The organism is Mycobacteriales bacterium (assembly GCA_035504215.1).
In the GTDB taxonomy this organism is placed as follows: domain Bacteria; phylum Actinomycetota; class Actinomycetes; order JAFAQI01; family JAFAQI01; genus DATAUK01.
In genome coordinates this window covers 1-12,920 of record DATJSI010000069.1, presented here as the reverse complement: position 1 = coordinate 12,920, position 12,920 = coordinate 1, and the positions used below count along the sequence as shown (strand labels likewise).

Genomic DNA, 12,920 nt, shown 5'->3' with positions numbered 1-12,920 from the left:
CACGGCGCCACCCTCCCACGACTCGGAGCGGATCGTGCGCCAGGGTTCGCGACGAGCCGAAACGGCTACGCCGTTCGCGGCTTAGCCCACGCCATGTCCGGCAGTGGCTTGGCCGCACGAACCAGCACCGACAAGCGGCCCTCGATCCCGGATGGCCGGTCGGCCTCAGGATCGAGGTAGGCGATCAGGCCGCGCAACACCCTGAGGCTGTCGCGAACGTTGCCGAGCGCCTGATTGCAGTTGAAGCAGAGCAACCCACGGACGGTGCCGGTCTTGTGGTCGTGATCGACATGCTCGGGATCGGCCTTCCCGCACACGGCACACTTCCCGTCCTGCGCGGCGAGCATTCGATCGACGTCGACCTGCCCGATCCCGTATCGCCGCTGCAGGTGGTACTCACGCCCACCGCCGTACAGCCGCTCACGGGTCTCGCGGGAGCGAGCGTTGTGGCAGACCTTGCAGTACTGGGCGCGACCCCTTGGCTCGTTGCGGTTGCGGCAGAAGTCCTCGAGCGGCTTGGCCTGCTCGCAGTCTCTGCACCACTTGTAGCCCTCCGGTACGAGGACGGGCTCTCGCACCACCTTGCCCGCCTTGCCCTGGCGAACGCGATAGGAGGCCTTGCTTCGTGCCCGCATGCACTCGCGGCAATAACTCCCCCGGCCGTCTTTACGCCTGCTCGCGCGTGGAAACTCCTGCAGCGGCTTGTCCTGCCGACAATCCAGGCAGACCTTCATGTTCCCCCCGATCTGGCCTTACTTTGAAACGGACAAAAGGGTCACTGGCCTCCTTTCTGCACGTATGAGCGCACGAACTCCTCTGCGTTCGCTTCTAGGACATTGTCGATTTCGTCCAGGATGTCGTCGACGTCGTCGGTCAGGGCTTCGTGGCGCTCCTTGACGTCGGAGCTCGCGGCTTCCTCGACCTCCTCCGTCTCCGCCGTCTTCTTGCTGACGCGCTGCTGGCCGCCGTCGTCACGGGTCGCCATGGGAGCACCTCCGGGTCGATCTGCCGATCGCGATGCCTTGACGGTACCTGCAGGGTGGGACGCGCCGGGGTCAGCGCGCGCTGGTGATCTCGTCGACCAGTGCGGCGGCGGTGGCGCTGCGCTCGAGCAGCGCGTCGACGTGCGCCTTGGTGCCCCGCAGCGGCTCGAGCATCGGCACCCGCTGGAGTGACTCCCGCCCGACGTCGAAGATCACCGAGTCCCACGACGCGGCGGCGACATCGGCGGCGAACTTCGCCAGGCAACGGCCGCGGAAGTACGCCCGCGTGTCGACCGGCGGCTCGGTGACCGCACGCGCGATCTCGGCGTCGCTGACCACCCGCTCCATCCGCCCGCGCGCGACCAGCCGGTTGTACAACCCCTTCTCGGGTCGTACGTCGCTGTACTGCAGGTCGACCAGCTGCAGCTTCGGCGCGTCCCAGTCGAGGCCTTCCCGGTCGCGGTAGCCCTGCAGCAGCGACAGCTTGGCGACCCAGTCGAGCTCGCCGGCGAGCAGCATCGGGTCGTCGGCCAACCGCACCAGGACCCGCTCCCAGCGCGACAGCACGTCGAGGGTCTGCTCGTCGGCGTCCGCGCCGAGCCGGTCCTCGACGTACTTGCGGGCCTGCTCGAGGAACTCGGACTGCACCTGGAGCGCCGTGAGGGTGCGCCCGTCGCGCATGGTGATCGTGTGCCGAAGCGTCGGGTCGTGCGAGATCGCGCGAAGTGCTGCGACCGGCGCGTCGATCGTCAGATCGACGTCGTTCTCGCTGAACCAGCGGTCCTCGATCATCGACAGGACGAGCGAGGTGGTTCCGAGCTTCAGGTACGTCGACACTTCGCTCAGGTTGGCGTCACCGATGATCACGTGCAGCCGGCGGTAGCGCTCGGGATCGGCATGCGGCTCGTCGCGAGTGTTGATGATCGGCCGCTTCAACGTCGTCTCGAGCCCGACTTCGACCTCGAAGAAGTCCGCGCGTTGCGAGATCTGGAACCCGTGCTGATGGCCGTCCTGGCCGATGCCGACGCGTCCCGCGCCGCACACGACCTGGCGGGTCACGAAGAACGGCGTGAGGTAGCGAACGATGTCGCCGAACGGCGTCTGCCGGCGCATCAGGTAGTTCTCATGCGAGCCGTACGACGCGCCTTTGTTGTCGGTGTTGTTCTTGTAGAGCTGGATCTGGCCGGCGCCGGGAATCTGCGCGGCGTACTCGGACGCCGCCAGCATCACGAGCTCGCCCGCCTTGTCCCAGATCACGCCGTCGCGTGGATTCGTGACCTCGGGGCCGGAGAACTCCGGGTGCGCATGGTCGACATACAGGCGAGCGCCGTTGGTCAGGATGACGTTGGCCAGTCCGACCTCGTCATCGGGAAGCACATCGGCGGTGTCCGCCATGGTCGGGCCGACGTCGAAGCCGCGCGCATCGCGAAGCGGCGACTCCTCCTCGAAGTCCCAGCGCGGGCTCCGGTCGCGCGGCGAGCCGGTCGTCGCATTGAGATACGCGTTCACGATCTGGCTCGACGCCAGCATGTGGTTGGCCGCCGACTGGCCCGGCACCGAGATCCCGTACTCGGTCTCCGTGCCCATGACCCGGCGAACCGTCATGACTCCAGCCTAAGCGGCGATCCGAGTTGCAGCACGCAAGCGGGCCGCCCGCGTTACAGGTATTGACCGGTGTTGGCGACCGTGTCGATCGATCGGCCGGACTCGTCGCCCTGCTTGCCGGTGATCAGAGTACGGATGTAGACGATCCGCTCGCCCTTCTTGCCGGAGATGCGGGCCCAGTCGTCGGGGTTCGTGGTGTTCGGGAGGTCTTCGTTCTCCTTGAACTCATCCACGCAGGCCGAGAGCAGGTGGCCGACCCGAATGCCCTTCTGCCCGGTTGACAGGAAGTCCTTGATCGCCATCTTCTTGGCGCGCGCGACGATGTTCTCGATCATCGCTCCCGAGTTGAAGTCCTTGAAGTACAGGACTTCCTTGTCGCCGTTGGCGTAGGTGACCTCGAGGAAGCGGTTGTCCTCACTCTCGGTGTACATCCGCTCGACCGTGCGCTGCACCATGGCGCCGATCGTCGCCTCGGACGAGCCACCGTGCTCGGCCAGGTCGTCGGCGTGCAACGGGAGTTCGGCGACGACGTACTTGGAGAAGATGTCGCGCGCGGCCTCCGCGTCCGGCCGCTCGATCTTGATCTTCACGTCGAGCCGGCCGGGCCGCAGGATCGCGGGGTCGATCATGTCCTCGCGGTTGGACGCGCCGATCACGATGACGTTCTCGAGGCCTTCGACACCGTCGATCTCGGACAGCAGCTGCGGCACGATCGTGTTCTCGACATCGGAGGAGACACCGGAGCCTCGGGTCCGGAAGATCGAGTCCATCTCGTCGAAGAACACGATGACCGGCGTGCCTTCGCTCGCCTTCTCGCGGGCGCGCTGGAAGACCAGCCGGATGTGACGCTCGGTCTCACCGACGTACTTGTTCAGCAGCTCGGGGCCTTTGATGTTGAGGAAGTACGACCGGCCTTCACCCTTGCCGGCCGCCGCGACCTGCTTCGCAAGGGAGTTGGCCACCGCTTTGGCGATCAACGTCTTGCCACAGCCGGGTGGCCCGTACAGCAGGATGCCCTTGGGCGGCCGCAGCTGGTGCTCGACGAAGAGATCCTTGTGCAGGAACGGAAGCTCGACCGCGTCACGAATCTGTTCGATCTGCTCGGCGAGCCCGCCGATGTTCTCGTAGTCGATGTCGGGGACCTCTTCGAGGACCAGCTCTTCGACCTCGGACTTGGGGATGCGCTCGTAGGCATACCCGGACCGCGGTTCCACGAGCAGCGAGTCACCCGCCCGCAACGGGCTGTCGAGCAGCGTGTCCGCGAGCATCACGACCCGCTCGTCGTCGGTGTGCCCGATCACCAGCGCGCGGTCGCCGCCCTCGAGGATCTCCTTGAGCATGACGACGTCGCCGAGCCGCTCGAAGCTCATCGCCTCGACGATGTTGAGCGCTTCGTTGAGCATGACTTCCTGGCCGCGGCGGAGCTCGTCGGCGTCGATCGACGGTGACACCGACACCCGCAGCTTGCGGCCACCGGTGAAGATGTCGACGGTGCCGTCCTCGTGCGCGCCGATGTAGTAGCCGTAGCCGGACGGTGGTTGGGCCAGCCGGTCGACCTCTTCCTTGAGCGCGATGATCTGCTCGCGCGCTTCCTTGAGCGTGGCGACCAGGCGGTCGTTCTGGCTGCTGACACCCGCGAGGCTGGCCTGTGCCTCGGACAGCCGCTCCTCGAGGCTGCGGAGGTGGCGTGGCGAGTCCGCGAGTCGACGGCGCAAGGTACCGACTTCCTCTTCGAGGAAGTTCACCTGGTTGCTGAGGTCCTGCGCTTCCTTCTCGAGACGGGCGGCGCGTGCCTCAGCATCCTCGTGCGGCACATACACCTCCTCGGCCGATTCGGGTCGGTCATTGAGTGAGCCTATAGCGGCTTATGCTCACGAGACAGGACATTGTGCGCCTACTCGCCGTCCGCGTGTGCGCCCTTCGCCGGCCGGCGCCGCCGCGGCGGCGCCACGACTCCGGGCGCCAGCCGGCGCGCCGTGACGAGGAAACCGGTGTGCCCGATCATCCGGTGTTCCGGGCGTACCGCCAGTCCGTCGACGTGCCAGCCACGCACCATCGACTCCCAGGAGGCCGGCTCGGCGAAGCCCCCGTGCGCCCGGATCGCCTCGACGATCCTGGACAGCTGCGTGACGGTGGCGACGTAGCCGCACAGCACGCCACCCGCCCGTAGCGCCCGAGCCGCGACATCGAGCACCTCCCAGGGCGCGAGCATGTCGAGGACCACCCGATCTGCCTCATCCTCCACCTCAGCGTCGGCCAGATCACCGACCTCGAGCCGCCAGGTAGTGGGCAGGACGCCGAAGAACCGCTCCACGTTTGCGTGGGCAACCGCTGCGAACTCGGCCCGTCGTTCGTAGGACGTCACCGATCCCTCTGCGCCGACCGCACGCAACAAGCTGCAGGACAGCGCGCCCGACCCTGCGCCCGCCTCGATCACCCGCGCGCCGGGGAAGATGTCCGCCAACCCGACGATCTGCGCCGCGTCTTTCGGATAGATCACGGTGGCCCCGCGCGGCATCGACAGCACGTAGTCGGCCAGCAGCGGGCGGAGCGCGAGGTACGGCGTACCGCCCGTCGATGTCACCACGCTTCCCTCGGGCGCGCCGATCAGGTCGTCGTGGTGGATCTGCCCACGATGGGTGTGGAAGTCCTTGCCGGCCACCAGCTCGACCGTGTGCATGCGGCCCTTGGGATCGGTGAGCTGGACCAGGTCGCCGACCGCGAACGGCCCTCGGCCGCGACCGGGCGTCGTCGTCACCCTGACGTGTCTAGCGGATGCCGGCGGCCCGCAGCGCTGCGACCAGGTCGGCTCGCGCGAGCACGCCGCGAAGCAGGCCGTCGGAGTCAGCGACCAGATACTCCGTCGCCGGTGTGCGCTGGATCGCGGTCATCAGGTCCTCGCCACCGAGGTTTGCCGAGAGCACGAGGCCGGCCTCGACCGGGCGGGCCAGGTCGCTGACCGTCATCCACGGCTGGCGCTCGACCGGCGTCGCCTGGACCGCCGCCTCGGAGACGATGCCCGCCCAGCGGTCCCGGCCGTCGACAACGACCAAGGCGCGCGCACCGATGTCACGGGCCCGCCGGACCGCCTCGGCCAGCGGAAGCTGCGCCTCGACGGTGAGTGCCGGCCGGACGAACTTGCTTACCGAGAGCGTGGGGACCGCGGCCCCGACCCGCGCCTGGGCGATCGAGATCGAAGCGTTCGACCAGACGAAGACGGCGATGAAGCAGAGGTACAGCGCGCCGAAGGTCGAGTCGCTCGCGAAGACGCTCGGAGCGACGAAGCCGACGACGCCGAGCGCGAGTGCGACGCCGCGTCCGATCCATCCGGCGATGAGCAGCGCCCGGAGCTTGTCGCCCGTGAGGTGCCAGATCGCGGCACGCAGCATCTGGCCGCCGTCCAGCGGAAGCCCGGGCAGCAGGTTGAAAGCAGCGACCAGACCGTTGATCCACGCCACGGACCACGCAAGCACCCAGCCGACGGAGTCCGTCGCGAACCGCGCACCGACCACGGCGCCGATCCCGGCCAGGAACACCGAGGTCATCGGGCCGGCGGCCGCAATCACGAAGGCCCGGCCCGGGGTCTGTGGCTCGTCGAGCACCTCCGACTGCGCGCCGAGCAGCTGCAGCACGACCCGTCCGACCTTCAGGTTGAGGGTCTTCGCGACGATGACGTGGCTCGCCTCGTGCGCCAGAACGGCGCCGTAGATCAGCAGGATCAGGCCGAGCGCGGCGACCACGCTGCCGGTGGTGCTCAGTCCCTTGATGTGCTGGCGAAGCCCGGCGGGGACGATCAGCATGCCTGCGATGACCAGCAGGACCCAGGCCGGCGACACCACCAGCGGTACGCCGAAGATCCGCCCCGCGGGTATGCCGCCGACCCACCCGGTCGACGGCGTGGGTGTCTGCGCCGGATCCTTGGCGTCCGGGTCCGGCGACGCGCTGCCCGAAGGCGCTGCGGCCACGGTTTCATGGTAGGCGCGTCGGCTGACGAAAACCTGTGCGTGGCGGCCGCCGGATGTCGGAGCCGTGTTCTACCGTCGGCCCATGTCCACCGTCGACCTGGCCGCACCGGAGGTTGGTCCGACGGTTGAGGAGCCGGCCTGGTCGCTCTCGCCGTCGCGCGCCCTCGACTTCAAGAACTGCGCGCTGCTCTACCGCTTCCGTGTCATCGACAAGCTCCCGGAGCCACCGAGCATCGATGCCGCTCGCGGCACGGTGATCCATGCGGTGCTGGAGAAGCTGTTCGACCTGGCCGCCGAGCAGCGCACCATTCATGCCGCACTCGAGCTGACCGAGCCGCAGTGGCGGGAGCTGCTCGCCGACGACGAGGAGCTGGCCGCGCTCGTTGCCGAGGCCCCGGGCGGGCTCCCTGCACTGCTGCAGTCGACCGGTGAGCTGCTCGACAGCTACTTCGCGCTGGAAGACCCCCGCCGGCTGGAGCCGGCCGAGCGGGAGGTTCTGGTCGAGATGGCCCTGCCGTCCGGGGTGCACCTCAAAGGCTTCGTCGACCGGCTGGACCGATCCGCGGCCGGAGACCTTCGGGTCGTCGACTACAAGAGCGGCAAGTCGCCGCACGAGGCCTATGAGGGCAAGGCGCTGTTCCAGCTCCGGTTCTACGCGCTGGTCCTCTGGCGGTCGACCGGCGTGCTGCCCCGGCTGCTACGGCTGTACTACCTCAGCGACCGCGAGATCCTCGACTACGCCCCGGACGCGGCCGACCTCGAGGCCCTGGAGCGACAGGTCGAAGCGATCGCCGCCGCCATCGTGCGGGCGCGGGAGACCGGCGACTGGCGGTACAAGCAGAGCAAGCTGTGCGACTGGTGCGCGCACCAGGCGATCTGTCCGGCGTTCGGCGGCACGCCGCCGCCACTCCCCGAGCAGGTGGAGCTTCCCGACGCGGTGGATCGCTAGCCGAGCACCGCTTCGCAAAAGGCCAGCATGTCGGCGCGGGCGGCGATCTGCTTGTGCACCGGGAGCCCGTGGCCGTGGCCGCCCGCGGTCTCGACGCGGATCAACACCGGAGCCGGCCCGCCCTGGGCATCCTGCAGCGCGGCAGCGAACTTGAACGAGTGCCCGGGCACCACCCGGTCGTCATGATCGGCGGTCATCACCAAGGTCGGCGGGTATCCGGCGCCGGCCCGGATCGCGTGCAGCGGCGAGTACGCGCGGACCCAGCGGTACTGCTCCGGGTCGTCGGGATCGCCGAAGTCACCGATCCAGGCCCAGCCGATGGTGAACTTCGCGAACCGCAACATGTCGAGCACGCCCACCTCGGGTACGGCGGCACCCACCAGCTCGGGATGCTGGGTGAGCACGGCGCCGACCAGCAGCCCGCCGTTCGACCCGCCGTTGATCACGATCCGGCCCGGCCGCGACCAGCCGGAGGACGCCAGCCAGCGGGCGCAGCCGGCGAAGTCGTCGAACACGTTCTGCTTGTGCGCGAGCCGGCCGGCGTCGTACCAGTCCTTGCCGAACTCTCCGCCGCCGCGCAGGTTCGCTACCGCGAGCAGGCCGCCGCGTTCGACCCAGACGAACCAGCCGGCGTTGAACGTCGGCGTGAGCGGGATGTCGAAGCCGCCATAGCCGTAGAGCATCGCGGGCACGTCTCCGGAGGGCTCGAGGCCGGCCCGCCGGACGAGGAACATCGGCACCTCGGTGCCGTCGGTCGACCGCGCGCTCGCGCGCTCGACCACGACCTGCGCACCATCCTTGTCGATCGAACCGTTGCGAATGACCCGAACGCCGCCGGTCGTGACGTCGCAGGCAAGGACGGAACCCGGATCGGTGAACGAACTGACGCCGATGTGGAGCTGGTCGAGGTCGTTGTCCGCGGCGAGCTCGGTCACGGTGACGAAGGGCGGCAGATCGACGTCACGTTCGTGCTGCCCGCCGGCCGACCAGACCTGTAGCCGGGAGCTCGCGTCCCGCAGCACGTGCGCGACGAACCGCCCGCCCGCCCTGACCACGTCGACGATGACGTCCGGACCCTCCGGGATGACCTCGCGCCAGCGCGCGGGGTCCGGGTCGTCGAGGTCAATCGCGACCAACCGCTTGGTCGGCGCGTCCGCGTCGGTTAGTACATAGAAGATCGCGCCGTCGCTGCCGACGACGCGAGCATCGTTGTCCGGTTCGGGCAACAGGTCGCGAATCCGCGCATCGGGATCCGTGAGGTCGAGAACGCGGATGATCGCCTCGCGATCGGTGCCGCGAGTGATCACGATCAACAGCCACCGGCCGTCGGCGGTGACCCAGGGATCCGGTTCCCAGTGCGGGTCGTCGTTGACGAAGATCAGCTCGTCCGTGGACTGCGCCGTCCCCACCCGGTGCAGCATCAGCCGGCGGCCCTGGTTGGTGGCGAGAAACTCCTGACCCTCCACCGGGGCGTCCAGCGAGGTATAGAAGAACCCGGACGCGTCCGGCAGCCAGCAGGCGCCACAGAACTTCGACCATTCGACGACGTCGTCCAGGTCAGTCGCGGTGGCCACGTCGCGGACTCGCCAGGTCTGCCAGTCGGATCCCGCGCTGCTCAGGCAGTAGACCACCCGCCCGCCGTCGAGGCTGACGTTCCAGACCGAGATCGCCACGGTGCCATCGGCGGACAGCGGGTTCGGATCGATCAGCACGGTTCCTTCACCCGTCGGATCATCAGCAACCCGAAGGACCGGCTGATCGGTGCCGGCATCGTGCCGGGTGAAGAACCAGCGCCGGGCGTGGTGGTAGGGCGCGGTGTAGTGCGTGTGCTCCCACACCCGCGCCAGCTGGTCGCTGATCTCGGCCCGGCTCGCGAGCGGGGCGAGGAACTCCGAGGTGACGGCGTTCTGGGCGGCAACCCACTCGGCCGTGTCCGTCGCGTAGGTGTCCTCCAGCCAGCGATAGGGATCGGGCACCTTCTCGCCGTGCCAGTCGTCGACGACGTCGTCACGACGAGTGATCGGGAGCTCGGGCGGGCCGGCGGCGCTCACCAGGTCAACCAACCAGACCGGGTCGATGTTCGGCCAGTTGCATCTCCGCGATCGTCCAGAGCTTCTCGGAGTCGACGAGCAGCCCGTCCATGTCGAACAGCACTGCAGCCGCGCGCGACGTCCGCGTCATCGGGCGTTGAAGTACTTCGCCTCGGGATGGTGCACGACGATCGCATCCGTGGCCTGCTCGGGAACGAGCTGGAACTCCTCGCTCAGGCTGACACCGATGCGCTCCGGCTCGAGCAGCTCCACGACCTTCGCCCGGTCCTCGAGGTTCGGACAGGCGGGGTAGCCGAAGGAGTACCGCGAGCCGCGGTAGGCCTGGTGCGCCAGCACCTCTGAGACCTCCGGCGACGTCTCCTCGGCGAACCCCAGCTCGTCGCGAATCCGTGCATGCCAGTACTCGGCGAGCGCCTCGGTCAGCTGCACCGACAGGCCGTGCAGCTCGAGGTAGTCGCGATAGGCATCGGCGGCGAAGAGCTCGGCGGTCACCTCGCTGATCCGCGCGCCAACGGTGACGAGCTGGAACGCGACCACATCGATATCACCGGTCTCCTCCGGGCGGAAGAAGTCAGCGAGGCAGAGGAACCGGTCGCGCCGCTGCCGCGGGAAGGTGAACCGGGTGCGTTCGGAGCCGTCCTCACGAAGCACGATCAGGTCGTCGCCCTTGGACACGCAAGGGAAGTAGCCATAGACCACGCCCGACTCGAGCCACTGCTCGGCCTGCATCCGCTCCAGCCATGCCCGCAGCCGCGGGCGGCCGTCGGTCTCGACCAGCTCGTCGTACGACGGACCGTCCCCTCGCGTCGGCTTCAACCCCCACTGCCCGAGGAAGGTGGCGCGCTCATCGAGCAGGGCCGCGTAGTCCGCGAGCGGGATGCCCTTGACCACGCGGCTGCCCCAGAACGGCGGAGTCGGCACCGCATTGTCGAGCGCAACGTCGGATCGAGCCGGCAGCACGGGCGCCGTCGATGTGCTCGCGCTCGGCCGCGCCGCAACCCGACGGGCGCGCGGCTCGGGCAGCGTTGCCCCGGGATCGCCCCGCTTGACCGCCATCACCGCATCCATCAGGCGCAGGCCCTCGAACGCATCCCTGGCGTAGCGCACCTCTCCGACGTACATCTGCGCGAGATCGACCTCGACATAGGCACGCGTGAGTGCGGCGCCACCGAGCAGCACCGGCCAGCGCGCGCCGACGCCGCGAGAGTTCATCTCCTCGAGGTTCTCCTTCATGACCACGGTGCTCTTCACCAGCAGACCACTCATGCCGATCGCGTCGGCACGATGCTCGCGTGCGGCATCGAGGATCGCCGAGATGGGCTGTTTGATGCCGAGGTTCACGACGTTATAGCCGTTGTTGCTCAAGATGATGTCGACGAGGTTCTTACCGATGTCGTGGACGTCACCGCGCACCGTCGCGAGCACGATCGTGCCCTTGCCGGCCTCGTCGCTCTTGTCCATGTGCGGCTCGAGGTATCCGACCGCGGCCTTCATGACCTCGGCGGACTGCAACACGAACGGCAGCTGCATCTGGCCCGAGCCGAACAGCTCGCCGACGACCCGCATGCCTTCGAGCAGGTAGTCGTTGATGATGTCGAGCGGGGCCGTGCCACCGGCCATGGCGGCGTCGAGGTCGGCCTCGAGGCCGTTGCGCTCGCCGTCGATGATCCGGCGGGACAGCCGCTCCCGAAGCGGCAGCGCCGCCAGCTCGTCGGCCCGCGACTGCCGCGCGCTCGCCGCATCGACTCCCTCGAACAGCTCGAGGAAACGGGTCAGCGGGTCATACGCGGGAGTCTGCTCGCTCGCCGGCCGCCGCCGGTCATACACGAGGTCGAGCGCGACCTCGCGCTGCTCGTCCGGAATCCGGGCCACTGGGAGAATCTTCGAAGCATGCACGATCGCCGAGTCCAACCCCGCCTTCGTGCACTCGTGCAGGAACACGGAGTTCAGCACCTGGCGGGCGGCGGGGTTGAGACCGAACGACACGTTCGATACGCCGAGCGTCGTCTGCACATCCGGGTAGCGCCGTTTCAGCTCACGGATCGCGTTGATCGTCTCGATGCCGTCCCGGCGGGTCTCCTCCTGCCCGGTCGCGATCGGGAGGGTCAGGCAGTCGACCAAGATGTCGCCGATCGCGAGACCCCAGTTCGCCGTCAGGTCATCGATCAGCCGGGTGGCGACCCTCAGCTTCCAGTCCGTCGTCCGTGCCTGGCCGGTTTCGTCGATCGTGAGCGCTACGACGGCCGCGCCATGCTCGCGAACGATCGGCATGACCCGCGCGATCCGTGAGTCGGGGCCGTCGCCGTCCTCGTAGTTGACCGAGTTGACGACGCTGCGACCGCCGAGGCACTCGAGACCGGCTTCCAGAACGGCGGGTTCGGTCGAGTCCAGCATCAGCGGCAGCGTGGAGGCGGTGGCAAACCGGAACGCGACCTCTCGCATGTCCTGGGCGCCGTCGCGACCGACGTAGTCGATGCAGACGTCCAGCAGGTGCGCCCCGTCCCGGGTCTGCTCGCGCGCGATCTCGACGCAGCTCTCCCATTCTCCAGCCAGCATCGCCTCGCGAAAAGCCTTGGAGCCATTGGTGTTCGTGCGTTCGCCGATCGTGAGGTACGTCGTGTCCTGCCGGAAGGGCACCGCTTGGTAGAGGCTCGCCGCACCGCGCTCGGTGCGCGGCCGTCGCGCCGTGACCTCACGGCCACCCACGCGGTCGACCACCTGCCGGATGTGCTCGGGCGTCGTCCCGCAGCAGCCGCCCACGAGCGACATCCCGAACTCGCGGGTGAAGCCGTCGTGCGCATCTGCCAGCTGGGCCGGGGTGAGCGGGTAGCGGGCGCCGGTCGAGGTCAGCTCCGGCAGGCCGGCGTTCGGCATGCAGGACAACCCGACCCGTGCCTGCCTCGCGAGATAGCGCAGGTGCTCGCTCATCTCGGCCGGACCGGTTGCGCAGTTCAACCCGATCAGGTCGACCTCGAGCGGCTCCAGCGCGGTCAGCGCGGCACCGATCTCGCTGCCGAGCAACATCGTGCCGGTGGTCTCGACCGTCACCTGCACGAACAGCGGAAGCTTCTGACCGTTCGTCCGGAACGCCCGCCGCGCGCCGTTGACGGCTGCCTTCGCCTGCAGCAGGTCCTGGCAGGTCTCGACGAGTACGGCGTCGACGCCGCCGCGCACCATGCCGTCGACCTGCTCCTGGTAAGCGTCGCGCAGCGCGGCGTACGTCACGTGGCCGAGGGTCGGCAGTTTCGTGCCGGGACCCACCGAGCCGATGACCCAGCGTGGATGATCTGCGGTGGACCAACCATCGGCGACCTCGCGGGCCAGGCGGGCGCCGGCCTCCGCCAGCGGCCCGATCCGGTCCGCGATC

Annotated in this window: 10 protein-coding genes; 1 reads left to right on the top strand and 9 read right to left on the bottom strand. The window is 68.6% G+C overall.

Features of this window, described 5'->3' with window-relative positions:
• Window positions 1-65 precede the first annotated feature (65 nt).
• The 6 genes from VME70_08755 to VME70_08730 all read right to left on the bottom strand — a co-directional run bounded on the left by VME70_08755 (window position 66) and on the right by VME70_08730 (window position 6,553).
• A complete protein-coding gene (locus VME70_08755; GenBank protein ID HTW20285.1) occupies window positions 66-581 on the bottom strand; it encodes an endonuclease VII domain-containing protein in 516 nt (171 codons plus the stop codon).
• Between the two features lie 194 nt (window positions 582-775).
• Complete coding sequence (locus VME70_08750; protein ID HTW20284.1) at window positions 776-985, bottom strand: ubiquitin-like protein Pup; 210 nt, start codon at window positions 983-985, stop codon at window positions 776-778.
• Window positions 986-1,055: 70 nt separating this feature from the next.
• Window positions 1,056-2,588 (bottom strand): depupylase/deamidase Dop, encoded by a 1,533-nt coding sequence (dop, locus tag VME70_08745; protein HTW20283.1) that lies wholly within the window; start codon window positions 2,586-2,588, stop codon window positions 1,056-1,058.
• A gap of 53 nt (window positions 2,589-2,641) precedes the next feature.
• Window positions 2,642-4,249, bottom strand: a complete 1,608-nt coding sequence (arc, locus tag VME70_08740) for a proteasome ATPase (protein ID HTW20282.1) — start codon at window positions 4,247-4,249, stop codon at window positions 2,642-2,644.
• A 233-nt stretch (window positions 4,250-4,482) separates the two neighbouring features.
• Window positions 4,483-5,346 (bottom strand): tRNA (adenine-N1)-methyltransferase, encoded by an 864-nt coding sequence (locus VME70_08735; protein HTW20281.1) that lies wholly within the window; start codon window positions 5,344-5,346, stop codon window positions 4,483-4,485.
• Window positions 5,347-5,356: 10 nt separating this feature from the next.
• Window positions 5,357-6,553, bottom strand: a complete 1,197-nt coding sequence (locus VME70_08730; protein ID HTW20280.1) for a site-2 protease family protein — start codon at window positions 6,551-6,553, stop codon at window positions 5,357-5,359.
• A gap of 82 nt (window positions 6,554-6,635) precedes the next feature.
• Between VME70_08730 and VME70_08725 the strand changes: the two genes are divergently transcribed.
• A complete protein-coding gene (locus VME70_08725; protein ID HTW20279.1) occupies window positions 6,636-7,502 on the top strand; it encodes a PD-(D/E)XK nuclease family protein in 867 nt (288 codons plus the stop codon).
• On the opposite strand, the gene VME70_08720 is transcribed toward VME70_08725, so the two are convergent.
• The 3 genes from VME70_08720 to metH all read right to left on the bottom strand — a co-directional run.
• Window positions 7,499-9,553, bottom strand: a complete 2,055-nt coding sequence (locus tag VME70_08720; protein ID HTW20278.1) for a prolyl oligopeptidase family serine peptidase — start codon at window positions 9,551-9,553, stop codon at window positions 7,499-7,501. The genes VME70_08725 and VME70_08720 overlap by 4 nt on opposite strands.
• A gap of 4 nt (window positions 9,554-9,557) precedes the next feature.
• Complete coding sequence (locus VME70_08715) at window positions 9,558-9,683, bottom strand: hypothetical protein (GenBank protein ID HTW20277.1); 126 nt, start codon at window positions 9,681-9,683, stop codon at window positions 9,558-9,560.
• Window positions 9,680-12,920: methionine synthase (metH, locus tag VME70_08710; protein HTW20276.1), on the bottom strand; the 3,241-nt coding region annotated here is incomplete at its 5' end. The genes VME70_08715 and metH, both read right to left, overlap by 4 nt.

What these genes read in the sequence shown, in the direction of transcription:
- VME70_08715 (HTW20277.1), bottom strand. Translation starts at nt 9,683, where the DNA reads ATGACGCGGACGTCGCGCGCGGCTGCAGTGCTGTTCGACATGGACGGG.
- VME70_08725 (HTW20279.1), top strand. Translation starts at nt 6,636, where the DNA reads ATGTCCACCGTCGACCTGGCCGCACCGGAGGTTGGTCCGACGGTTGAG.
- VME70_08750 (HTW20284.1), bottom strand. Translation starts at nt 985, where the DNA reads ATGGCGACCCGTGACGACGGCGGCCAGCAGCGCGTCAGCAAGAAGACG.
- dop (HTW20283.1), bottom strand. Translation starts at nt 2,588, where the DNA reads ATGACGGTTCGCCGGGTCATGGGCACGGAGACCGAGTACGGGATCTCG.